General features: G+C 56.2%; 21 protein-coding genes and 1 pseudogene. 9 read left to right on the top strand and 13 right to left on the bottom strand.

Annotated elements, in window-relative coordinates:
• Window positions 1-182: 182 nt before the first annotated feature.
• Window positions 183-1145 (top strand): ferrochelatase, encoded by a 963-nt coding sequence (gene hemH, locus JJB97_RS10390; protein WP_238713976.1) that lies wholly within the window; start codon window positions 183-185, stop codon window positions 1143-1145.
• Window positions 1146-1555: 410 nt separating this feature from the next.
• On the opposite strand, the gene ybaL is transcribed toward hemH, so the two are convergent.
• On the bottom strand, window positions 1556-3235 hold the full coding sequence (ybaL, locus tag JJB97_RS10395; RefSeq protein WP_238713945.1) for a YbaL family putative K(+) efflux transporter: 1680 nt from the start codon (window positions 3233-3235) through the stop codon (window positions 1556-1558).
• 240 nt (window positions 3236-3475) lie between these two features.
• Window positions 3476-4693, bottom strand: a complete 1218-nt coding sequence (locus tag JJB97_RS10400) for an MFS transporter (RefSeq protein ID WP_238713946.1) — start codon at window positions 4691-4693, stop codon at window positions 3476-3478.
• A gap of 205 nt (window positions 4694-4898) precedes the next feature.
• Here JJB97_RS10400 and ushA point away from each other — a divergent pair, with 205 nt between their 5' ends.
• Window positions 4899-6551 carry a bifunctional UDP-sugar hydrolase/5'-nucleotidase UshA gene (gene ushA / locus JJB97_RS10405; RefSeq protein WP_238713947.1) on the top strand — a complete coding sequence of 551 codons (1653 nt, stop codon included), beginning with the start codon at window positions 4899-4901 and terminating at the stop codon, window positions 6549-6551.
• 1 nt (window position 6552) lies between these two features.
• Here the strand turns inward: ushA and ybaK are convergent, their stop codons facing one another.
• Window positions 6553-7032 (bottom strand): Cys-tRNA(Pro)/Cys-tRNA(Cys) deacylase YbaK, encoded by a 480-nt coding sequence (gene ybaK, locus JJB97_RS10410; RefSeq protein ID WP_238713948.1) that lies wholly within the window; start codon window positions 7030-7032, stop codon window positions 6553-6555.
• 193 nt (window positions 7033-7225) lie between these two features.
• Window positions 7226-8026 (bottom strand): TraB/GumN family protein, encoded by an 801-nt coding sequence (locus JJB97_RS10415; RefSeq protein WP_238713950.1) that lies wholly within the window; start codon window positions 8024-8026, stop codon window positions 7226-7228.
• Between the two features lie 677 nt (window positions 8027-8703).
• Between JJB97_RS10415 and JJB97_RS10420 the strand changes: the two genes are divergently transcribed.
• Window positions 8704-9081: a nitrogen fixation protein NifS gene (locus tag JJB97_RS10420; protein WP_238713951.1), complete on the top strand. Its 378-nt coding sequence runs from the start codon at window positions 8704-8706 to the stop codon at window positions 9079-9081.
• A 778-nt stretch (window positions 9082-9859) separates the two neighbouring features.
• On the opposite strand, the gene copA is transcribed toward JJB97_RS10420, so the two are convergent.
• Window positions 9860-12361 carry a copper-exporting P-type ATPase CopA gene (gene copA, locus JJB97_RS10425; RefSeq protein WP_238713952.1) on the bottom strand — a complete coding sequence of 834 codons (2502 nt, stop codon included), beginning with the start codon at window positions 12359-12361 and terminating at the stop codon, window positions 9860-9862.
• A gap of 227 nt (window positions 12362-12588) precedes the next feature.
• Here copA and JJB97_RS10430 point away from each other — a divergent pair, with 227 nt between their 5' ends.
• Complete coding sequence (locus tag JJB97_RS10430) at window positions 12589-13476, top strand: aldo/keto reductase (RefSeq protein WP_238713953.1); 888 nt, start codon at window positions 12589-12591, stop codon at window positions 13474-13476.
• Between the two features lies 1 nt (window position 13477).
• On the opposite strand, the pseudogene JJB97_RS10435 reads toward JJB97_RS10430, so the two are convergent.
• Together JJB97_RS10435 and JJB97_RS10440 are read right to left on the bottom strand one after the other, a co-directional pair.
• A pseudogene (locus JJB97_RS10435) lies at window positions 13478-13803 on the bottom strand (heavy-metal-associated domain-containing protein).
• 35 nt (window positions 13804-13838) lie between these two features.
• Complete coding sequence (locus tag JJB97_RS10440; protein WP_238713955.1) at window positions 13839-14054, bottom strand: transport protein; 216 nt, start codon at window positions 14052-14054, stop codon at window positions 13839-13841.
• 308 nt (window positions 14055-14362) lie between these two features.
• Between JJB97_RS10440 and cueR the strand changes: the two genes are divergently transcribed.
• Entirely contained in the window at window positions 14363-14767 is a 405-nt protein-coding gene (gene cueR / locus JJB97_RS10445) for a Cu(I)-responsive transcriptional regulator (protein WP_238713977.1), read from the top strand.
• 466 nt (window positions 14768-15233) lie between these two features.
• Here cueR and JJB97_RS10450 read toward each other — a convergent pair whose 3' ends face one another.
• Window positions 15234-15626: a winged helix-turn-helix transcriptional regulator gene (locus tag JJB97_RS10450; protein ID WP_238713956.1), complete on the bottom strand. Its 393-nt coding sequence runs from the start codon at window positions 15624-15626 to the stop codon at window positions 15234-15236.
• A gap of 75 nt (window positions 15627-15701) precedes the next feature.
• Between JJB97_RS10450 and JJB97_RS10455 the strand changes: the two genes are divergently transcribed.
• Both JJB97_RS10455 and JJB97_RS10460 read left to right on the top strand, forming a co-directional pair.
• The gene (locus JJB97_RS10455; protein ID WP_238713957.1) at window positions 15702-15977 is read left to right on the top strand and encodes an alcohol dehydrogenase catalytic domain-containing protein; all 276 of its coding nucleotides are present in this window, start codon (window positions 15702-15704) and stop codon (window positions 15975-15977) included.
• A 105-nt stretch (window positions 15978-16082) separates the two neighbouring features.
• Window positions 16083-16709, top strand: coding sequence for a zinc-dependent alcohol dehydrogenase family protein (locus tag JJB97_RS10460; RefSeq protein WP_238713958.1), 627 nt, complete (start codon window positions 16083-16085; stop codon window positions 16707-16709).
• Window positions 16710-16856: 147 nt separating this feature from the next.
• Here JJB97_RS10460 and JJB97_RS10465 read toward each other — a convergent pair whose 3' ends face one another.
• The 5 genes from JJB97_RS10465 to tesA all read right to left on the bottom strand — a co-directional run bounded on the left by JJB97_RS10465 (window position 16857) and on the right by tesA (window position 20669).
• Complete coding sequence (locus tag JJB97_RS10465; RefSeq protein WP_238713959.1) at window positions 16857-17306, bottom strand: NfeD family protein; 450 nt, start codon at window positions 17304-17306, stop codon at window positions 16857-16859.
• Window positions 17303-18220 (bottom strand): SPFH domain-containing protein, encoded by a 918-nt coding sequence (locus tag JJB97_RS10470; RefSeq protein WP_238713960.1) that lies wholly within the window; start codon window positions 18218-18220, stop codon window positions 17303-17305. Before JJB97_RS10470 ends, JJB97_RS10465 begins: the two co-directional genes overlap by 4 nt.
• 102 nt (window positions 18221-18322) lie before the next feature.
• A complete protein-coding gene (locus tag JJB97_RS10475) occupies window positions 18323-19177 on the bottom strand; it encodes a co-chaperone YbbN (protein WP_238713961.1) in 855 nt (284 codons plus the stop codon).
• A 66-nt stretch (window positions 19178-19243) separates the two neighbouring features.
• Window positions 19244-20014 carry an SDR family oxidoreductase gene (locus JJB97_RS10480; RefSeq protein WP_238713962.1) on the bottom strand — a complete coding sequence of 257 codons (771 nt, stop codon included), beginning with the start codon at window positions 20012-20014 and terminating at the stop codon, window positions 19244-19246.
• 28 nt (window positions 20015-20042) lie between these two features.
• Window positions 20043-20669, bottom strand: a complete 627-nt coding sequence (tesA, locus tag JJB97_RS10485) for a multifunctional acyl-CoA thioesterase I/protease I/lysophospholipase L1 (RefSeq protein WP_238713963.1) — start codon at window positions 20667-20669, stop codon at window positions 20043-20045.
• Between tesA and ybbA the strand changes: the two genes are divergently transcribed.
• Window positions 20637-21320 carry a putative ABC transporter ATP-binding protein YbbA gene (ybbA, locus tag JJB97_RS10490; protein ID WP_238713964.1) on the top strand — a complete coding sequence of 228 codons (684 nt, stop codon included), beginning with the start codon at window positions 20637-20639 and terminating at the stop codon, window positions 21318-21320. The two genes, tesA and ybbA, sit on opposite strands and share 33 nt — an antisense overlap.
• Window positions 21320-23734: a putative ABC transporter permease subunit YbbP gene (gene ybbP, locus JJB97_RS10495; protein WP_238713965.1), complete on the top strand. Its 2415-nt coding sequence runs from the start codon at window positions 21320-21322 to the stop codon at window positions 23732-23734. The genes ybbA and ybbP overlap by 1 nt, the downstream gene beginning before the upstream one ends.
• Window positions 23735-23780 lie beyond the last annotated feature (46 nt).

A 23780-nucleotide genomic window follows, 5' to 3' on the forward strand; every position in this document is an offset into this window, starting at 1 on the left:
GCCTGCACCGGGGAATGCTTCCCCGGTTACCCTTTTCTCCAGGGATCTCCTCATATATCGCTACCCGGTTTATCCTTGTAATCTTATTCACGCGTACCGCGTCTGTTATTGTCATTAGCTTTTCGTGAAGGCTTTTCAGCCAGAATCTTCTGCCCGTTACGCAGTCAAGAAGGAGTGGAATGTTGCGTCAGGAAAAAACAGGCGTGCTGCTGGTGAACCTCGGTACGCCGCAGGCCCCAACGCCTGCTGCCGTTAAGCGTTATCTGCGTCAGTTTCTCAGCGACAGACGCGTGGTGGACGCGCCACGGCTTATATGGTGGTGCATTTTGCGCGGTATTGTACTCCCCCTGCGTGCGCCGCGCGTGGCGAAGCTATACCAGTCGGTGTGGCGTGAAGGCGGCTCGCCGCTGATGGTCTACAGCCGTAGCCAGCAGCAAAAGCTACAGGCGCGGCTGCCCGATATGCCCGTGGCGCTTGGCATGAGCTACGGCGCGCCGTCGATACAAAACGCGGTGGATGAGCTGCTGGATCAGGGGGTAGGCCACATTGTGGTTCTGTCGCTCTACCCGCAGTATTCCTGCTCTACCGTGGCGGCGGCGTGGGATGAACTGGCGCGCGTGCTGGCGAAAACGCGCAGCGTGCCCGGCGTGACGTTTATACGCGATTATGCGACTAACCCGGATTACATTCAGGCGCTGGCCGCAACGGCGCGGCGCGCCTTTACGCAGCACGGCGAGCCGGATTTACTGCTGCTCTCCTATCATGGCATCCCACAGCGCTATGCCGATGAAGGCGATGACTATCCGCAGCGCTGTCGGGACACGACTCGCGAGCTTGTGAGCGCGCTGGGCCTTGCGCCGGAAAACGTAATGATGTCGTTTCAGTCTCGCTTTGGCAAAGAGCCGTGGCTTACGCCTTATACCGATGAAACCGTGAAAATGCTGGGTGAGCAGGGGGTGAAGCATATACAGGTTATGTGTCCTGGTTTCGCCTGCGATTGTCTGGAAACGCTGGAGGAAATCGCTGTTCAAAACCGTGAAATCTTCCGGCATGCGGGAGGCGGGAAGTATGAATATATTCCCGCGCTTAACGATGAGGATGAGCATATCGCCATGATGGCGCGCCTGGTGGCGCGTTACCGTTAACCGTAAGAGCCTTACGCCGTCTGGCGCGAAATTTGGGATTGCCGACAGGCTGAAATGGCGGTGCGATTTTCTCAAAGAGCGCGTCTCGATTCCGGCAGTGAATAAAGCCCGGACGCAAGCGCTGAGCGATCGACTGTTCAAACGCCCGGGATGTGCCGGGAAAACAGCGCGCTTCGGTCGGCCCGACGTTCTGTCTCGTTTTGCACTCAGCCCCCACCCTGGGCGTCTTATCTGGCCTTCGCCTGCGTTTTACCGGTATCAGCGGGCGTCAGCGCGCCACTCTGTAAGCCAGTAGGCGTTAAAACGAACAGGCTTGCTGACAGTCAATAAACGATAAGAGGCCCACTCATTCGGGTCACGGCATGGCATGGTTTTTTTGCACTAACAAAAAACGTTATTCATAAACAGGTTTAACCGGTTGGCATCGCGTCTGCGACCGGCGGCGTTTCCAGCAATGTCAACATAGTATTGGCGATTTCACGTTCACCCATTACTACCTGATTAGCGCCGCGTTCGGTAATATAATTTACCTCATCGTCGTAATGGGCGCGGGCGATAATTTCAATGTGTGGGTTCTTCTCGCGCGCGGCGGCCACAATTTCACCGGCCTCGTAGCCATTTGGTATGGTCAGCAGCAGCCAGCGCGCGCAGTCGAGATGCGCCAGCGTCATAATTTCCTCATTGGCGGCATTGCCAAGCACTGCGCGTATTCCGCGCTCGCGCAGCTCATCAACCCGGTTGCGCGAGGTTTCAATAACCACCAGCGGTACGCCCTGGTCAATCAAACGCTGGCCCAACAGACTTCCCACGCGGCCAAAGCCGACCAGCAGCGCATGATTGCAGATATCCACAGGTACCTGTTTTTCGTCTTCTATCGCTTCTTCCAGCGTCTGCTCTTCCAGCGTCTCGTTTTTCTTCAGGAAGCGCTCCAGCAAAGCAAATACCACCGGGTTTAACATGATAGAGAGGATGGCGCCGGCCAACACAAGGTTCTGACCGGCCTGCGGCAACAGCCCAATCGACATTCCAAGGCCTGCCAGGATAAAGGCGAATTCGCCAATTTGCGCCAGGCTGGCGGCGATGGTGAGCGCGGTGCGCTGAGAGTGACCGAACATCCGCACCAGCAGAAAGGCCGCAACTGATTTGCCAAAAATAATAATGGCCAGCGTAGCGAGTACCGCCAGCGGCTGATTCATGAGTATTCTCGGGTCGAACAGCATTCCTACAGAAACAAAAAACAGTACGGCAAACGCGTCGCGCAGCGGCAGCGTATCATGCGCGGCGCGGTGGCTAAGTTCAGATTCATTGAGCACCATACCGGCGAAAAAGGCGCCCAGCGCGAATGAAACATCGAACAGTTCTACGGCGCCCATCGCGATGCCAAGCGCCAGGGCCAGCACCGACAGCGTAAACAGTTCACGCGAGCCGGTCGCGGCGCTGCGTGACAGGATCCACGGCACCAGGCGGCGGCCAACCAGCATCATTAGCGCGATAAACGCCACGACTTTGCCGAGGGTCAAACCCATATCCAGCGTTAGCGAAGCAAGGCCAACGTTGCCTTTTTCCAGCATGTCAGCGATGGCGGGCAACAGAACCAGCGTTAAGACCATGACCAGATCTTCAACAATCAGCCAGCCGATGGCGATTTGGCCGCGCTGGCTATCAATGAGCTGGCGTTCTTCCAGCGCCCTGAGCAGCACGACGGTACTGGCGGTGGATAAACACAGGCCGAATACGATACCGGTCATCAACGACCAGCCCAGCAGGGCGGACAGCCCCATGCCGAGCAGCGTTGCCACCGCAATCTGCAACACCGCGCCGGGAATAGCGATGGCCTTTACCGCCATTAAATCTTTAAGCGAGAAGTGTAACCCTACCCCAAACATCAGCAGGATAACGCCAAGCTCCGCCAGCTCCGGCGCCAGTTTGGTGTCGGCCACAAAGCCTGGCGTAAAAGGCCCTACCAGCACACCCGCAATCAGATATCCCACCAGGGGCGATATACGTAGCCTGTTCGCCAGCATACCGAGCAGAAAAGCGAGCACAAGGCCGCCAACAATGGTGGTGATAAGCGGGGTGGCGTGATGCATTCCGTCTCCTTCTGGGCTGGGTGAAACCGGGTATCGGCGCCGAAATGGGGCGACTGGCGTATTCATAGTTTAAAACACTTTTTTAAACTACGTTTAAGAATAAACGTTGAATTACGTTAAAAACCAGCGCTTACCTCAAAAAAAAGTTATAACGCGCCAAATTAGCCGCTTATCTCTGTGAAAGCGTGAAAGAATGTGGGAATAAGAACCGGCCAGAGTAAGCCTCTGGCCGAAAAAAGGTCAGCCTTTTACGCGGTTATCAGGGAGGAATACCGTGAAAATGCCAAGTAGCGGCAGGAAGGCGCAGATTTTATACACCAGCTCAATACTTGTATGGTCGGCAATCAGGCCCAGCACGGCGGCGCCGAGACCGCCCATACCGAAAGCAAAGCCAAAAAACAGCCCTGAAACCATGCCGATGCGCCCTGGCAGCAGCTCCTGGGCGTAAACAAGGATGGCGGAGAAGGCGGAGGCGAGGATAAAACCGATAATGACGGTCAAAATACCCGTCCACCACAGGGTTGCCCACGGCAAAAGAAGCGTAAATGGCGCAACGCCGAGGATTGAACCCCATATGACGTATTTTCGACCAATTTTGTCGCCTACCGGGCCGCCAATCACGGTTCCTGCCGCGACCGCAAACAAAAAGGCGAACAGATGTATTTGGGCGTTTTGCACTGAGAGGCCGAATTTTTGCATCAGATAAAACGTGTAGTAACTACTGATGCTCGCCATATAAAAGTATTTGGAGAAAATCAGCACCAGCAAAATGCCGATAGCCAACGCCACTTTATTGCGCGGCAGCGGGCTGGAGACAGGCTGGGCCGGTCTGCTTTTGGCGATGCGGTGCTGCGCGGCATACCAGCGGCTTACCTGCATCAGCACGATAATCGCCAGCAGCGCTGCCAGCACGAACCAGGCGACGTTGCCTTTACCATAAGGCGCGATAATTACCGCTGCCAGCAGGGGGCCGAGAGAGCTTCCGAAATTGCCGCCTACCTGGAACAACGACTGGGCCAGCCCATGACGTCCGCCGGAGGCCATACGCGCCACGCGCGAGGATTCGGGATGGAATACCGAAGAGCCGGTACCCACCAGCGCTGCTGCCAGCAACACCATCGGAAAGCTGCCTGCCAGCGCCAGCAGCACCAGGCCGCATAGCGTGAAGCACATACCGACAGGCAGGGACCAGGGCATGGGATATTTATCGGTATAGTAGCCAACCACCGGCTGCAGCAGGGAAGAGGCGAGCTGGAAGGTCAGCGTAATCAGCCCCACCTGCACAAAACTGAGGGTAAATTCTGCCTGCAATAACGGATACAGCGCCAGCAGCAGCGACTGGATCATATCGTTGAGCAGATGAGAAAGGCTGATAGCGCCAAGGATGCCAAAAGATGTTCGGGCTTTTTGCGACGGCGGCGTGCCAGACAACGCCGGGTTTTGTTGACTCATTGCCATAGTTACCTGAAATTTATGATTTATAGTTGGGCGAATAATGCAGGGAAAGCTCCGGTGAAGCCGGATACTCTGTTAACATACGCCCCCGCAAGCGGCGTGAAAAGCCGGGAAAAGGATTTTATCGCCCCGCGGCGCACACCTTAAATCAGTATATGCTTTGCATAAAGCAGTGATTTTCGTTTGGTAAAACCAGGGAGAGTAAACGATGTATTCTGGGGTAAAGGCGCTGGCAGCGGCGCTGGTGGCTATATATGCGCTGGCAAGCGGCGGCGCGTATGGCTGGGAGAGGGACAAAACCTATAAAATTACCATTTTGCACACCAACGATCATCACGGTCACTTCTGGCGCAGCGAACGCGGCGAATATGGTCTGGCGGCCCAAAAAACGCTGGTTGACCGGGTGCGCAATGAGGTGGCCGCTCAGGGCGGCAGCGTACTGCTGCTGTCAGGCGGCGATATCAATACGGGCGTGCCGGAATCAGATCTGCTGGATGCCGAACCTGATTTTCGCGGTATGAACCTGATTGGTTATAACGCGATGGCGGTAGGCAATCATGAATTTGATAATCCGCTGTCGGTGCTGCGCCAGCAGGAAAAACTGGCGAAATTTCCGTTTCTGTCGGCCAATATTTATCACAAAAGCACCGGTGAGCGGCTGTTTAAACCCTGGGCGTTGTTTAAACCACAGGGCATTAAAGTGGCAGTAATTGGCCTGACTACTGACGATACGGCGAAAATCGGCAACCCGGAATATTTTACCGATATCGAATTTCGTAAACCGGCGGATGAGGCGAAACTGGTTATTCAGGAACTGCAGCAGACGGAAAAGCCGGATGTCATTATTGCAGTCACCCATATGGGCCACTATGACAATGGCGATCACGGCTCTAACGCGCCAGGGGATGTCGAGCTTGCGCGTAGCCTGCCGAAGGGGGCGCTGACGATGATTGTTGGCGGTCATTCGCAGAACCCGGTCTGTATGGCGAAAAATAACCATAAAATGCAGGATTACATTCCCGGCACGCCGTGTACGCCGGATGTGCAAAACGGCACCTGGATTGTGCAGGCGCACGAATGGGGCAAATACGTTGGGCGCGCTGATTTTGAATTTCGCAATGGCGTCATGACGCTTAAGCGCTATCGCCTGCTGCCGGTTAATCTCAAAAAAGCGCTTAAATGGGACAACGGCAAAAGCGAATGGGTGCTGTACATGCCCGCTATCCCTGAAAACCAGCAGATGCTGGCGATGCTGTCGCCGTTTCAGAAAAAAGGCCGCGCCCGGGTAATGGTAAAAATCGGTAGCGTTAACCAGAGGCTGGAAGGCGATCGCAATAAGGTTCGTTTTGAGCAAACCAATATGGCGCGGCTGATTCTCAACGCGCTGATGGCGAGAAGTAAGGCAGACGTGGCCGCCATGAGCGGCGGCGGTATACGCGCCAGTATTGAACCGGGCGATATTACCTATAAAGACGTTTTGCAGGTGCAGCCGTTTGGCAACACGCTGGCTTATATCGATTTTACAGGTAAAGCGTTGCAGGCATACCTGACGGCGGTTGCGCAGAAAAAGCCTGATTCCGGCGCATATCCGCAGTTTGCAAACGTCAGCTTTGTTGCGAAAGGGGGAAAACTGTCGGCGCTGCGCATTAAAGGCGAACCTGTCGACCCGACTAAAATCTACCGTCTGGCCACGTTGAGTTTTAACGCGGCAGGCGGCGATGGCTGGCCAAAAATTGATGAACACGCGGGTTATGTGAATACCGGGTTTATTGATGCCGAAGTGCTCAAAGAATATATCCAGAAAAACTCGCCCATTGACGCAGCAACGCTAGCGCCAAAGGGCGAGGTTAACCTGAAATAACTCAGTCGCGGCGGGCGATATCGGCAAACTGCGCCTTTAGCAGCGTCGCCAGATCGCTTGCCGCCAGTTCGATATCCAGCCCGCGTTTACCGCCGGAAATATAAATGGACGGGAATTCGCGCGCCGGGGCGTCTATCACCGTTGGCAGGCGTTTTTTCTGCCCCAGCGGGCTTATCCCGCCGACCAGATAGCCGGTAGTGCGTTGTGCGACTATCGGATCGGCCATATCCACCTTTTTCACCCCCAGCGCTTTAGCGACCTTTTTCAAATCCAACTGGCTGGCGACCGGCGTTACCGCCACGGCCAGTTGCTTCATATCGCCGCCCAGCGCCACCAGTAGCGTTTTATAAACCCGGCTGGCATCCAGCCCCAGTTTTTCCACGGCCTCTTCGCCAAAGCGGGTGTCGTTGGGATCGTGGTCGTAGGCGTGAAGCTGGAAGTTTATCTTATGCTTTTCCAATAATTTTACTGCGGGCGTCATACTTTTTACTCATGTTTATCAAAGGGCATCGTACCGGGGCCAGGCAAGCGCTGACCAGGAAAATTCATAACTGTCGTGACATTGACTGCCTTACCAGGCGACAATACTGGCTTCGGCGGTCGCGGCCGCCGGGATAATGACAATAATAAATACATTCCTCTTTGACGGGCCAATAGCGATATTGGCCATTTTTTTAATCTTTTTTTAGTAATTCCGGCAGGCTGTCTTCGCCATAGAGGTGTAGCGCTCCAACCGCAACGACGTAGCGCCCCGGCGGCAGCGTGCGCAAAAAGTCGCGCCAGCGGTAGTTGCGTTGCGTCATCATCACATCATAAAGTTCACCGCTGAAGGTATTTGGCAGTGTCGCATGCTGTATGCCGGGCGTTGATTCCAGCCACCAGCTTACCATTGTTTGCAGTAACCGGGCGTTGGTATGCCAGTGTTCAAGGGTATCGTTGAGCAGCGTTAGCCCGCCATCCGGCAGCGCCTTGAGTAAATCCACCTGGCTTTGCGCGCCCTCCAGTTCGATGACATGCTTTTGCCGAAGGTGCGCGCTTTGCAGTAGCTGAAAATCAATGCCGTAATCCGGACGTAGCCCCAGCCGCTGAGCCTGCTGGGCCTGAAGCATCAGCGCGATTTGCCAGTATGGCAAGTTGTCAATGCTGGCTACATCAAGCGCCAGCGCCTGCAGATGCCTGTCGATACGCCGCCCCTCCTCAGCGCTCAGGCGGGCGTGGAGCGGTAGTTCGCTGCCGCCAGCCGGAAAGGGCGAACCGCTGTCGCTGATATCCGCTTCAACGATGAGCGCGTCTGACTGCTGCAGTTTTTGCAGCAGGCGCGCAGAGAGGGGGGCCATATCGGGCGTTCCCATATGTATGCTGCCCACCAGGTGCAGGTAGCGGCCGCCGGGCAAAATGACGTCCAGCGCGGGCCAGGGATAGGTGGCGGTGAAAAAGCGGGAAACCAGTATACGGAGACGGTTTAACATACCCATACGCATTTCCAGACTGAAAAGATCATGCTAGCGCGCGGTGCGACGAGGCGCAAATGGCAGTTTTTGCACTGTAGCAGGCTTACCCTGGCTTTCGCTGTAAAACAATAACCGTCGTTAATTACCAGGCTGTGTCCCTTAATCCTCATGCTGCTGGCGCTGAGTGAAAACCCTGCTGGCAAGGCGCAGGGCAGAGTGACCCTCTGTTCAGGCCCAACAACGCAGTCAGCGGAGTTTTCGCACGCGCCCCGGCGGCATCCATGCAGGATTAAGGGGCACAGCCTAAGACAGGCCCATGCGCTTTGGGCTTTATCGCGCGAGCCTGGAAGTATGGGCTGGCGCAGGTAGAGGAAACCACAGCGATTTTGGGCAAAGAGACGCGGATTGATGCAGCATAAACTGTGGCGTACCAGGAAAGTAAAGCGTCGCTGCTGATTAATTGCCTGTGCAGAAAGCATTTTTTCTTGCGAGAGGAGATATGCGTCACAAAATATTGGTAATGATTATCATTTGCAATTTGGCGGAGTTATTCTTTATATACAGTAAATGGGAAATGCTGTATAGCAAGTTATACAAGCAGCAACCTCAATTTATTTGGCGGAATGAGTGTTGTTGTTGCGTGTTTGCTCAGATCTGATGAGTAAATATATTAATAAATTAACTCAGCGCGAGCGTCAATAATGATGAAATGTATATACTTTATCTACATGCCAGGCCCAATTTTAGGCAGATTTCCACTTCAGGGGGTAAATGGCGCAGGTATTTGGGGGAATTTATTTGGCATAGGCTCTGAAGAAAAATATATTGCCACGCTTAAGAATTACGTTGCTTCTCATCATGCTGGCTGGCGTGTGGAGCGAGATAATACTGAATCTGATATTGAGAAGCTTATGGCGCAGGGGGCGGAGATACTTGTTTGCGCACCAGGGCTTAAACTACAGTTTTATACAAATGGCTTCAATAAAAAAAAGATTATTCATCTGAGTACAATGGAATATTCGTCAAACGACGTGAACCCTGTAATAAAACTGATAAAGGAGATTGATAATGAAAGTTAGCTATAAAGTTGTATTGAAAGAAATTACTGATGAGCTGGCGCTGGCAATGGTGTCCGGTAGCGCGGGCAGCAGGGGCTGGTATACAGGCGCGCATATAATCTGGAGCACAGTTGTTGGAGCGCTAACCAGCAAGAACTGTTCCTGGCCTGGCGGGTTCTACGGGCCAGGAAACCCGACGCCAACAGGTTCAGGCGTATGTGTCGGAGGAGGCTGGAATATAAAAGAAGGAAGATATTGTAATTTTGATCCCTTCAACGATAACGATGTCTGTTACTGATATATATTCTTTTTGATATTGATATGATTGGAGTATGTCAGAAAGCCTGCTTTATTCCAGTAGAATATAAAATGGGCTGGCATGATTCTACGCTATCCGGGCTGGCTGCGCTAAACGCGTTTGCCCGGAATTCTAAACCATACCGGCTCAGGAAAGGAGTAAATCATAATTCGCTAATTGTGCGGCAATGCTTGCTTTAGCAGTATCATTACGGCTTCTGAGCGCTTATGTATATTAAACAAGTCGTTGTACGTATCGGGCGCAGGGAAATAGCTCACAAGGAAAATATTTCTCCGCCGCTGCTAATTTCTCGCGCTTAATATGCGGGCAGAAATCAAACTTATCAGGATTAACCATATATTAATGCAATTAAAAATGATATAGCGCCGCATGAACGTTGGGCTGCGCGTCAACAGCCGCTGGCCGGCCGGTCTGTAGATGACCATAAAGGCTGAATAGTTGTGTTTATGGTAACTCTGCCCCGGCGGGGCAGATAACGTATCAGGCTTTTGGCGTGAAGCGCAGCAGGCGGTTGGCATTACTGACTACCGTAATGGATGACAGCGCCATTGCCGCGCCGGCCACCACAGGGTTAAGCAGCGTGCCGGTCAGCGGCCACAGGATGCCGGCGGCAATCGGAATACCGAATGCGTTGTAGATAAACGCGCCGAACAGGTTTTGTTTCATGTTGCGCAGCGTAGCGCGGGAGATTGCCAGCGCGTCGGCAACCCCGGCCAGGCTGTGGCGCATCAGCGTAATGGCTGCCGTTTCAATCGCCACGTCGCTGCCGCCGCCCATAGCGATGCCCACCTCGGCCTGCGCCAGCGCCGGCGCGTCGTTGATGCCGTCGCCCACCATCGCCACGTAATGGCCTTGCTTCTGTAAGGATTTGATGGCGTCGGCTTTGCCGTCCGGCAGCACGCCGGCAATCACCTCATCAATACCCGCTTCTTTTGCAATGGCGGCTGCGGTGGTCGGATTATCGCCGGTGAGCATAACAAGCCGGTAGCCTTCGCCGTGCAGTCGCTCTAGCGCAGCCACGCTGTCGGCCCGCAGCGGATCGCGTACGGCGAACAGCGCTGCCGCCTGGCCGTCTACCGCCAGCAGCACTGGCGTGGCGCCCTGCGCGGCGTGAGCTTCAATCCGCGCCTCCAGGGAGGCGCAGTCAATGCCTTGCTCCATCAGCAGCGCCCGGTTGCCCAGCAGCAGGGCGTGACCTTCGGCATTGCCGCTAACGCCAAGCCCGCGCAGGGTACGAAAGTCGTCAACCTGCGCCAGCGTAGCGTCAGCGGCTTTTTCCCGTATCGCCCGCGCCAGCGGATGGCTGGATCCTTGTTCCAGCGCCGCCGCAAGCCTTAGCGCCTGTGCTGCGTCCACACCGCCGGCGGTTTCCACGGCGGTAACCTGTGGTTTGCCTTCAGTCAGTGTGCCGGTTTTATCAAATACCAGCGTATCCAGCGCGCTGGCGCGCTCCAACGCGTCTGCGTCACGCACCAGCACGCCAAACTCGGCGGCGCGGCCAACCCCGGAGATAATCGACATGGGCGTAGCCAGCCCAAGCGCGCACGGGCAGGCGATAATTAATACCGTCGTAGCCACAGCCAGGGCATAAGCCGCCTGTGGGGCTGGACCGAGGAAATACCATACCGCTGCCGCAACCAGCGCGATGAGCACCACCACAGGTACAAATACCGCTGAGATGCGATCGGCCAGTTGGCCGATTTCCGGCTTGCTGCTCTGGGCCTGGCGCACCAGGCGGATAATGCGCGCAAGCGTGGTGTGGCTGCCGGTACGGCTGGCGCGAAACAGCACGCTGCCGTCCTGCACGGTTGTCCCGGCGTGGATGGGCTGATCGACGCCTTTTTGCTGCGGCACGGGTTCGCCCGTCAACATTGCTTCATCAAACCAGGCATCGCCCTGGATAATATCGCCATCGACCGGGACGCGATCGCCTGTGGCCAGGCGCAGCGTCATACCGACGCCGACCTCCGCAAGCGGCACGACGCGTTCGCCGTCGTCAGTGACAATACGGGCGGTAGGCGGCGTCAGATCAAGCAGACGTTCCAGCGCGCTGGATGAACGCGCGCGCGCGCGCGCCTCCAGCATATGGCCGAGATTAATCAGGCCGATAATCATTGTGCTGGCTTCGTAATACAGATGACGTGCGGCAGCCGGGAACAACTGCGGCCACAGGTTCACTGCAATAGAATAAAGCCAGGCGGCGCCGGTGCCGAGCGCAACCAGCGTATCCATAGTCGCGCTGCGGTTAAGCAGGCTTTTCCAGGCGCTGCGGTAAAAGTGGCCGCCAGCGATAATCATCACGAACAGCGTCAGAAGGCCGATGCCAAGCCAGGCGGCGTGGTTATCGGCGCTGAGCATCATGTTGTCGCCCATCATGCCCCAGATCATCACCGGGATACCGACCGCCAGCGCCAGAATCGCCTGCCAGCGAAAGCGTGCGATGGCTGCCCGGGCGGTTTGCTGCTGGCGCTCGCGGCGCTCGGCGTCGTTCTCAATGGCCTCGGCGCTGTAGCCTGCGTCTTCTACGGATTTCACTAATGCGCTGGCGGGGGCGCTGCCCGTAACCAGCGCCGTGCGCTCTGCCAGATTTACCCGTGCCTGGCTGACGCCCGGAACGCGCTGCAGCGCGTTTTGCACCCGGGTCACACAACTGGCGCAGCTCATGCCGCCGATTAACAACTGCTGGCTGTCGTCGTCAACGTCGGCTGCCGGAAGCTCGCAGAAGACCGCTGTCGGCGCTTCCGACGGGTTTGTTGACTCCGTCAGCGGTTCAGTTTTTGGGTGGCTGAGCGCCGCGCCGTAACCGGCTTGCTTTACGGTTGCGATCAGATCGTCTGCGCTGGCGCTACCGGTAACCAGGGCTTTTTCAATTGTGACCTCAGCGCTCTCCACGTCCGGGCGCTGTTCCAGGCTCTCTTTAACACGTTTCACGCAGTGGCCGCAGGAAAGGCCATCCAGCGCGAGCTCGATAGTACGGGACATACCGGACTCCTTGAGTGAACGGGCCAGGACCGGCCCGGGAAATAATCGTGTTCAAGCATAGACCTTCCAGCAAGGGGAAGGTCAAGACGTTGTTCCGCTACGCGTAAAAAAAACAGCACAAGCGGTTATTTTTTTATACAGAACGGTAATTTATTGCGTCAAATGGCGCGGCCGGCGGGTGCTATAGTTGTGGCTGACCTGATTTTATGACCCAAAAGGAGTCAACGATGCGCCATGAAGACACCCGTGAACTGGGGAAAAGCGGTATTCAGGTGCCAAAATTAACCTTTGGCGGCAATGTTTTTGGCTGGACGGTAGATGAAAAACAGTCGTTTTCGCTGTTGGACGCGCTGGTAGAGAGGGGGCTGTGGTTTATCGACACGGCTGATGTCTACTCGCGCTGGGCGGCGGGTAATCAGGGCGGCGAATCTGAAACGATTATCGGCAAATGGCTCAGACGTTCAGGTAAACGCGATTGTATTGTGCTGGCGACCAAAGTCGGCATGGAGATGTCGCCTGGAAAAAGCGGCCTGAAACGGCACTACATTCGTCAGGCCGTGGAAGAGTCGCTGCGGCGCCTGAAAACGGACTATCTCGATCTGTATCAGGCGCACTGCGACGATGAAGATACGCCGCTGGCGGAGACGCTTGCCGCTTTTAATACATTAATAAAAGAAGGAAAAGTGCGCGCTATTGGCGCATCTAATTATAGCGCCGCGCGTTTTCAGGAAGCGCTTGATATCAGCAGGCGCGATGGCCTGGCGCGCTATGAAAGTCTGCAGCCGCAATACAACCTCTACGATCGTAAAGAATACGAGGCCGGCCTGGAAAAAGCGGCGATACGGGCGAAAGTGGGCGTCATTAGCTATTATTCGCTGGCGAGCGGCTTTTTGAGCGGCAAATACCGCAGCAAAGCGGACGCCGGGAAAAGCGCGCGCGGAGAAAAAGTAGTGACGCAGTATGTTAACCCGCGAGGGATGGCTATCCTTGATGCGCTGGACGCGGTCGCTAAGGCGCGCCAGGCGACCCTGGCGCAGGTAGACGACCTGGCAGACGCAACTGGCCTGAATCTGACGCAGGAGGATATTGATAAGCTGGATGCAGCCAGCCGGTAAGTTAAAAGAACGCGCCCCGCAGGCTTAACCGGGGCGCCGGATAACGTAGGGCTGACTTCACCACGGTTACGTTGTTGATGTTGCCGTTGCCGGTTCGAGCGATGGCGGCAAGCAACTTCTGGTTATCAAAATCATTCGGACAAAGGCCACAGCCTGGCGTGTTTTCAACGATGATTTTACCTTAATGACGCCACCGGTAGCGCGCAGCGCCTGGTTGACGGAAATGACGCACAGTGAACAGGTCATTTGTTTGATAACAATCGTGACCTGTTTATTGGCCCAGGCCAGCGGCATAAACAGCAGCGCCAGGCTCAGCGGTTTTTTCATTCTGTTCCTCCCCACAGCCACGCCAGCGCATAAGGCTACGTTGCAAGCGTAATGATAAGCGGTAGCGCCAGCCAGTACAGGGCGCGCAGCATGCGCAGGCTGATAGCGTTGAGGCATAACGGGCGTGGCGACAGGTAAATCCGCCAGAACTCGCGCGCCATCATTCCGGCGGCCAGCGCAATCAACGGCATTTGCAGCCAGGCGAGCGCAGGCAGGTTGGTTAGCCCGGCGGCGGACAGGCCGAACAGCAAATAAAGCAGCGGGCCGATACAGTAAAAAGACGAGGCCAGCGCCGCAGCCAGCGTTATAAGCGGCCCTTTAGCGCTGTTCTGTGCCAGGGCGGGCGTGACCAGCCCCGGGGCGGATAACGCGGCTACGCCTCTAAGGAATTGGCGTCTTACCTTATGTCCAGAGAAAGCAGGAGCTTAACGCCGCAACTGCGGACATCGGGACGTATTATGTGTCTGTCTTGCAAAGGCGCCAATCTTTCGTCCCCTTTTTGTGGCGGCAGGGTAAAATAGGGCTATTCACCGGCGTCTATCGCCGTGCAGGAGGGATGATGAATATCAGCGATGTGGCGAAGCGTACCGGCCTTACCCGTAAGGCGATACGTTTTTATGAAGAAAAAGGGCTGGTAACGCCGCCGCTGCGAGCGGAAAACGGCTATCGTAGCTACGGGCAAAAGCATCTGGAAGAGCTAACGCTGTTGCGCCAGGCCCGGCAGGTGGGGTTTACCCTTGAAGAGTGCGGTGAGCTGGTGGCGCTGTTTAACAACCCGGCTCGCCATAGCGCTGACGTGAAGGCGCGCACGCTGAAAAAAGTGGCGGATATCGAGCGCCATATTGCCGAACTCAGGAAGATGCGTGAGAAGCTAATGTCGCTGGCAGAAAGCTGCCCTGGGGATGACAGCGCGGACTGTCCTATCATTAATAATCTTTCGGGCTGCTGCTATGGCGGGAAATAAATACCGGTACGGTATCCCGGATTGTTGACAAAGAAGGAAAAAATGGGGTTTTTCCTTCTTTGTGGTAAGCAGGTGAAAATCTATGCCTTGATTTTACTTATTTTTTTATTGTATTTCATTCATCTTGTCCGCGACAGGATGGGGTTTGTCAGCAGTCTTAAATACCGGTACGCTATCCCCTGCCTCTGCCCACCCGCGAGGCTGCGTAAGTAGCGCAGGCAGCGCTGTGCGGTATAGGTGAAGTCGCTGGCGTAAAGCGGCAGGTAAATTCGTCTTTAGCGTTAATGTTTTTATTCAGGCCTCTGTATTGTGTATGTTTCATCGCCCGTTAAATTTAATAAAAATTTGCATCGTAATATTAAGTAATAATAGCGAATTGTTTTGTTGAATAGCCGTGAGCTGGCGTATATAGCTTGTCAGGCGTCTGTCTAAATTATGCGGTGTTGCAGAGCAACAATATGGCATGTTACGGCTCACGCGCCGACTGGTAATTACTCACCCAGTCGGTTAACTGAGTCACCAAATCGGCCGCCTGCAAGCCTGCGGGCGTTAGCGAATATTCCGTATGGGGAGGAATAACGGGGAAGGATTTACGCAAAACAAGCCCATCTTTTTCAAAATCTTTAAGCACTTTTATCAGCATGCGTTCGCTGACGCCGTTGAGCAACTGTCTCATCTCGCCAAACCGTAGCGTACCGCGCTGCAGCGCTATCAGCGTTAATACGCCCCAGCGGCTGGTGATATGACTGAGCAATTGTCGGGAGCGGCACGACGGATCGATGGGTTTTTCGCCGTTGAGCAAGGCAAAGAGTATATGCTTCTGGTGCTTTTTCTTACCGGGTATTTGGGATACTGACATTTTTGTTCGTACTTATCGGGAAGCTCAGTAAAGGTTACAGTCTACAACATTGAGTCCTAAAATCAGGTGAAAATAATGAAAGCAGCGATACTTGGCGCAATGCCGGGAATAAATCATATTCAACGAGTGGTTATTTCAGATCCGGGTAAACCTGCTTACGGGGAAATACGCGTAAGAATAGCCAGCAACTCGCTTAATTTTCACGATTTTAACGTTGCAGTAGGCGTTCTGCCTGCAGCGGCTGGCCGTATTTTGCTGTCTGATGGCGCGGGCGTGGTTGAGGAAGTGGGCGAAGGCGTGACCGAATTCGCGCCAGGGGATAATGTTGTTTCGCTTTTCTTTCCTGACTGACGCGAGGGCGAGGCGACCGTTGCAAACTTCAGCCGTACGCCGGGCGACGGGATTGATGGCTATGCCGTAAGCCGGGTTGTACGCCCTGCGGGCTGGTTTACTCACATGCCCAAAGGCTGGACGCACAGTGAAGCCGCCACGCTCCCTACCGCCGGGCTGACGGCATGGCGCGCGCTTGTGGTAAACGGGAAAATCAAAGCAGGCGATGATGTTCTGATACTCGGTACGGGCGGGGTATCTATTTTTGCCCTACAGTTTGCTCTTATGGCTGGCGCCCGGGTATGGGCGACGACATCCAGTGATGAAAAAGCGCAGTGGCTGCTCAAAAAGGGCGTCGCCGGCGTCGTTAATTACCGTACCGAGGCGGAGTGGGGGAAAAAAATCTTCGACATGACGGGCGGGCGTGGCGTTGATCACGTTATCGAAATCGGCGGCCCGGGTACGCTTTCTCAGTCCATTGCTGCTGCGCGTATTGGCGGCCATATTTCGCTGATAGGCGTATTTACCGGAGTAACAGGCGATGTCCCTACCGGCGAAATTATTGCTAAGCAGTTGAAGATAAAGGGCGTTGCAGTCGGAAACCGCGCTCATCAGTGCGATATGATCAAGGCATTGAACGCAACGAACATTCGCCCTGTTATTGACTGTATCTTCCCGTTTGAAGAGATTACCGCCGCTTTTGAACACCAAATTGGCAATCGCCATATTGGTAAAATTTGCCTTGAATTATAGCTAACGTAACGTATTTAGCGTTAGCAGACAGGGGCAAATACTCGCGCCTGCCGGGCGCGTATGACAAACGGCGTTGCCGGGCGTATCGCTTCGCCCGGCAGGCGAAAGCGTAACAGGCGCCGGGCCGCAGAGAAGCAGACAGGCTTTTTAGCGCGCTTTCACTCTAAGCGTAATGCCTTCAATTGCGATAACCACCACGCGGCTGCCTGCAGGGAGACTGGTATCAGCTACCACAGGCCAGCGGCTGTCGCCCACGCGGGCGTTGCCCCGGCCGTCCACCAGCGCTTCATCAAGCACCAGTTCGCGGCCAATTAACGCCTGGCCGCGCTGGTTGAGCGCGTTAGCGGGGCGGTTCACGCTGTTGCGGCGCGTTAGCCAGCGCCACCACAGGAACGCGCTTAGCACCGTTAGTACGGCAAAACAGACGCCCTGCCACTCGATGGACAGCGGCGCAACCCAGGACGCCACGCCCGTTATAACCGCCGCCACGGCGCACCACAGAAGCCAGCCGCCGGTACCGAGCATTTCAGCTACCAGCAACACCCCGCCCAGAGTAAGCCAGAAAAGGTATGGGTGGGCGGAAATAGCGGCAATCATGTAAGTTTACGCCCGCTTTTGCTTTCGCCAATCAGTTCGCTGATGCCCGCAATCGATCCCATCAGGCTGCTGGCATCCAGCGGCATCAGCACTACTTTGCTGTTATTGGCTGCGCCGATTTGCTGTAGCGCGTCGGTATATTTCTGGGCTACAAAGTAGTTCACGGCCTGGATATCGCCTGCGGCGATGGCCTCAGACACCATTTTGGTCGCCTGCGCTTCGGCTTCGGCGGAGCGCTCGCGCGCTTCGGCCTGCAAAAATGCGGACTGCCGTTCACCTTCGGCCTTGAGGATCTGCGACTGTTTCTCCCCTTCAGCCTTAAGTATTTCAGCCTGGCGTACGCCTTCTGCTTCCAGTATGTAGGCGCGCTTAGTACGCTCAGCCTTCATCTGCGCGTTCATTGAATTGATTAGCTCTTCCGGCGGGCGCACGTCGCGAATTTCAATACGCGTCACTTTTACGCCCCACGGATTGGTGGCTTCATCGACGATGTGCAGCAGGCGGCTGTTGATGCGGTCACGCTGTGAGAGCATCTCGTCAAGCTCCATTGAGCCAAGCACGGTACGAATATTCGTCATAGTAAGGTTAACGATAGCCAGCTCGAGGTTACTGACCTCATAGGCGGCTTTCGCTGAATCGATAACCTGAATAAAGCACACCGCGTCTATGGTGACATTGGCGTTATCTTTAGAGATAACTTCCTGAGATGGGATATCAAGCACTTGTTCCATCATATTAATCTTGCGGCCGATGCGATCCATAAACGGCACAACAATATTAAGGCCCGGCTGCAGCGTACGGGTGTAACGCCCGAAGCGTTCAACGGTCCACTGATAACCCTGGGGAACAATTTTGACGCCTGCGCTGACGATAACCAGCGCAACGACAATAAGAACGGCAATCACCACTAACATAACATCTCCTTGCGTTTTTGGCGGCTATCTTAGCGGTGAACGTGGAAAGAAGCTCGTCTTTCCACGCTTTGTTGAGAACACGCTCCCGGATTTTTACCGCAATCAATAGAGCAGCGAGTAGAGCTGACGGCGGTATTTGGAGGCCAGCGCATCGCCAGTCCCCAACGCAGAGAGAATCTCCTGGAAGGTTTTGCGCGCCTGCCCGTCGGCGGCGCCCAGATCCTGACGCAGATGGCTGAACAGTTTTTCCAGCGCTTCTTCGTTACGCCCCACCTGATGCAGTTGCAGCGCGAGCTGTACGGCCAGCGCCGCGTCCTGTGGGTTCCGCTCCACCTGCTCCAGCAGTTGCTGAATTTCCGGCGTATCGGCCGCCTGGCGCAGCAAATCGATTTGCGCCACCAGCCCCTGATAACGGGTATCCTGATCCTGTAATGGAATGGTTTTTAGCACCGCTTCGGCGTCGTCGGGTCGGTTCAGGGCGATTTGGGTTTCCGCCAGCATAAGCCCGATTTCGCTGTCCTGGTTCGATATCTGCCAGGCGTCCTTGAGCAGCGCTAACGCCTCGGCGTGTTTACCTTCCTGCATAAGCTGCTTTGCCTGCTGGGCTTTAAGCTCTTCTTCGCGCGGCAGCACTTTATCAAGAAGGGCGCGAACAGCTTCTTCCGGCTGCGGCCCCTGGAAGCCGTCTACCGGCTGCCCATTGTGAAACAGGTACACCGTGGGGATAGCGCGCAGGCCAAACTGGGCGGCCACCATTTGTTCGGCATCACAGTCCACCTTCGCCAGGATAAACTGCCCGTTGTACTGACTTGCCAGCCCTTCGAGCACTGGCGTGAGCTGCTCACAGTGCTGGCTGCGCGTGGACCAGAAATAGAACAGAACTGGCACAGTCATGGACTGATCCAGCACCTGGGGCAGGTTCGCTTCGCTAATATCAATAATATTCTGTGCGGACATGAGTCACTCTCTGTCTGTTTTTGGGCATATGCCTGTTATATAGGGGCTTGTGCGTGCGGCTTCAACTCAGGCCTGTAATATTTTATCCATCAGGCGCGCAGGTAGCAGGCGTTTGAGCGCGCCAACGACGTGGGTCACCAGCGTGACCGGATAGCGCAGGCGCGGTCTGGGGCTTTCCAGCGCGTGGCGCACTTTCGCCACGACGGCTTGCGGCCCGAGGGTAAAGCGCGCGGCGATACCGGGATTTTCCACTGGCCTGTCGCTGCGCGTCTGGTCAACATTTTCGCTAAAGCGGGTATGAATCGGCCCGGGTTCAATCAGGCTTACGCGGATACCGCTGTGGCGCAACTCCATGCGTAGCGCGTCCGACCAGGCCTCAAGCGCATACTTACTTGCTGCGTACGCGCCTCGACCCGGTGTGGAAACCAGCCCCATGACCGAGCTGGTCATGATAATTCGCCCTTCGCGGTGTGGTAGCATGGCGGGCAGTAGCAGCAGGGTGAGCTGGTGCGCGCCGAAAAAATTAGTGGCAAACTGCTGCTCCATCTGCTGGCGGCTGACGTTAACAAGCGGGCCGTAAACGCCGTAGCCTGCATTGTTGAACAGCCCATAAAGACGGTTATTGGTCAGTTCAATTACGCGTGCGGCGGCGCGTGCTACGCTTTCGGGGGCGTCGAGATCCAGCTCTATGCCGGTAAAACCCTGCGCGTTCATGCGCGCTACGTCTTCGGGTCTGCGGCAGGCGGCCAGCACTCGCCAGCCGCGATCGCGCAGCGCCTGTGCGCTGGCAAGGCCAATTCCGCTGGAACAGCCTGTAATTAAAATGCTTTTTTGCATAACTTTACGCCAGATATTCCCTGTTTTATCAGGAGTCGTGGTTAACTAACGGAGCCAGTTTTTCGGCCATCCAGTCGGCGATAAACGGCTGAGCGGCCGGGCCTGGGTGAATCCCATCCTCCTGCATCCATTCCGGCTTGAGATAGATCTCTTCCATAAAAAAAGGCAGCAGAGGAATAGCATAGCGCCCGGAAAGCTGAGGATAGATGGCGTTAAACGCCGTGTTGTAACGCCGACCATAGTTTGCAGGCAGTTTAATCTGCATGAGCAGCGGCCGAGCGCCGGCTGCTTTGACCGCATCAATGGTTTTGCGCAGCGTCGCTTCAATATCGGCAGGCGGAAAACCGCGCAGGCCGTCGTTGCCGCCCAGCTCAATCAGTACCCAGCGAGGCCGATGTTGTTTGAGCAATCCCGGCAGGCGAGCCAACGCCTGGGCTGTGGTATCGCCGCTGATGCTTCCATTGACAACGCGCGTACCCGGCTGCCATTTCTCATTAAGCAGCGCCGGCCAGGCAACACTGGCGGACATGCGGTAACCTGCGCTGAGACTGTCACCCAGAATTAACAATGTGTCCGCCGCTGCGGCGCGACAGGTTAGCAACGCCAGCAACAGGAAAGGAAAATGCCAGCGGAAAACATAGTTGAAGTTCATCATCTTAAGAAATCCGTCGGTGAGGGAGAACATGAACTGTCCATCCTTACCGGAGTTGAACTGCTTGTCAAACCGGCGCAGACAATTGCCCTGATTGGCGAGTCCGGCTCGGGAAAATCCACCTTGCTCTCTATCCTGGCAGGTCTGGATGATGGCACCAGCGGAGAAGTAAAACTGCTGGGCCAGCCGCTTCACGCAATGGACGAAGAAGCCCGGGCCGCGCTGCGAGCGAAGCATGTCGGCTTCGTTTTCCAGTCGTTTATGCTGGTTCCGACGCTTAATGCGCTGGAAAATGTGCAATTGCCTGCGTTGTTGCGCGGCGAACGGGATGCCGATAGCCGCGTTCAGGCACGGGCGCTGCTGGAAGAGCTTGGCCTTGGCCTGCGTCTTGCTCATCTGCCTGCCCAACTTTCCGGCGGCGAGCAGCAGCGCGTGGCGCTGGCGCGCGCGTTTAACGGCCGTCCGGCGATTTTGTTTGCCGATGAACCTACCGGCAATCTCGACCGCCAGACTGGCGAGCGCATTGCCGATTTGCTCTTTTCTCTTAACCGCAACTACGCCACAACCCTGATACTGGTGACGCATGACGAACAACTGGCGGCGCGCTGCGATCGGCGGCTGCGCCTGGTTGATGGCAGGCTTTGGGAGGAATAATGATTGCTCGCTGGTTCTGGCGCGAATGGCGTTCGCCTTCGCTGCTCATTGTCTGGCTGGCCCTGAGCCTTGCGGTGGCCTGCGTACTGGCGCTGGGCAACATTAGCGATCGTATGGCGCAGGGCCTGAGCCAACAAACGCGTGAACTCATGGCAGGCGATCGCACACTGCGCGCCGCGCGCGCGGTACCGGAGGCCTGGCTGAATAAGGCGCGACAGGAGGGGCTGAAAGTGGGGCGTCAGCTTACTTTTTCCACTATGACTTTTGCCGGCGACAGACCACAGTTGGCGAGCGTGAAGGCGGTGGATTCTCTCTATCCGCTATACGGCGAGTTGGTTACGCGCCCGCCGGGGCTGAAGCCGCAGCCGGGCGCGGTGCTGGCGGAGCCAGGGCTGTTGGCGCTGCTGGCATTAAAGCCTGGCGATAAGATTGAGGTTGGCGATGCAACATTGCGCATTGCCGGTGAACTGCTCCGGGAACCGGACAGCGGTTTTAACCCATTTCGTATGGCGCCGCGCCTTCTGATGAATATGGCGGATGTGGAAAAAACCGGCGCAGTACAGCCCGGCAGCCGCCTGACGTGGCGCTATAAATTTGGCGGCGGCGAAGCGCAGTTGGCGAGCTACGAATCCTGGCTGCTGGCGCGGCTTAAGGCGGGGCAGCGCTGGACGGGCGCGGCGCAGGATAACGGCGCGCTGGGCAAATCCCTTGCGCGTTCGCAACAGTTTCTGCTATTGAGCGCGCTGCTGACGCTGCTATTGTCCGGCGCTGCCGTTGCCGTGGCGATGAGCCATTACTGCCATAGCCGTTACGATTTGGTGGCGTTGCTAAAAACCCTGGGCGCCGGGCGTAAGGCGCTGCGTAGGCTTATCCCTGGTCAGTGGTTGCTGGTGCTGGCGCTGGCTGCCGTTACCGGCGGGCTGGCGGGGCTGGGCTTCGAGGCGGCGTTAATCTATCTGCTCAGGCCTGTGCTGCCCGCTGATCTGCCTGCAGCCAGCCTGTGGCCCTGGCTGTGGTCCGTTGGCGGTATGGTAATGATTTCGTTGCTGGTAGGGCTGAGGCCCTGGCGGCGGCTGCTGGCAACGCAGCCGGTGCGTGTGTTGCGCCGCGATGCGGTAGCAAACGTCTGGCCGCTGAAGCTCTGGCTGCCGCTGGCGACCTTTGTCGTGGTTGCGCTGCTGACGTGCCTGCCAGGGAACAGAACGCTTCTGTGGGCGGTGCTGGCTGGCGTGCTGATGCTGGCGGCGCTGTGCGGCGCGATCGGTTGGCTGTTGCTAAGCCTGCTTAAGCGCGCAGCTATCGACTGGCTGCCGCTGCGCCTGGCCGTTAACCGCCTGCTGCGCCAGCCGTGGGTTACCCTGAGCCAACTGGCGGCGTTTTCTCTGTCCTTTATGCTGCTGGCGCTGTTGCTGATGCTGCGCGGCGATTTGCTCGACCGCTGGCGCCAGCAGTTGCCGCCAGAAAGCCCGAACTATTTTTTGGTTAATATATTGCCTGCGCAGGTAGCGCCGCTGAAGGCGTTTCTGGCTGAGTATCAGATAATCCCGGATGCCTGGTATCCGGTGGTGCGCGCCCGTCTGACGCAAATTGGCGCCCGGTCTACCGAAGGCAACCGCGACGAAGCGCTCAATCGCGAGTTGAACCTGACATGGCAGAGCAGTAAACCGGCCCATAACCCAATTGTGGCTGGAAGCTGGCCGCCGCGTGAAGGCGAGGTGTCAATAGAGGAGGGGCTGGCTAAGCGACTGAACATTCACCCGGGGCAGCGCCTCACATTTACCGGCGATACGCAAACTTTCAGCGCTACTGTGTCCAGCCTGCGCAAAGTAGACTGGGAAAGCCTGCGGCCTAATTTTTACTTTATCTTCCCGCCGGGGGCGCTTGATGGGCAACCGCAGAGCTGGCTTACCAGCCTGCGCTGGGATGGCGATATGGCTATGCTGACGCAGCTTAACCGCGAATTTCCAACCGTGACTTTGCTGGATATTGGCGCCATTTTGCAACAGATAGGCCAGGTGCTTGGGCAGGTAAGCCGGGCGCTGGAGGTAATGGTAATGCTGGTTACCGTTTGCGGTTTGCTGTTGCTGTTTGCCCAGGTGCAGGTGGGCATGCGCCAGCGTCATCAGGAGATGGCGGTTTGCCGCACATTGGGCGCGAGTAAAATGCTGCTGCGTCGGACGCTGTGGTGCGAGTTTGCCGCTCTGGGAGCGGTTGCCGGGCTGGTGGCGGCCATTGGCGCTGAGACTGCGCTGGCGCTTTTGCAAACGCGCGTCTTTGACTTTGCGTGGCAGCCGGACTGGCGGCTGTGGCTTGCGCTGCCGTTATGCGGCGCGGCGCTGTTGCTGGTATGCGCAGGCGGGGTGGGGGCGGGATTGCTGAAAGGGCAGGCGCTGTTTCGCCGTTTTCAGGAATAAGTCGGCCTGCTTGCAGGGCATGCGCCGTCACAGGACGGCGCGTATG

It is taken from the genome of Tenebrionibacter intestinalis, assembly GCF_016632365.1.
In the GTDB taxonomy this organism is placed as follows: Bacteria; Pseudomonadota; Gammaproteobacteria; order Enterobacterales; family Enterobacteriaceae; genus Tenebrionibacter; species Tenebrionibacter intestinalis.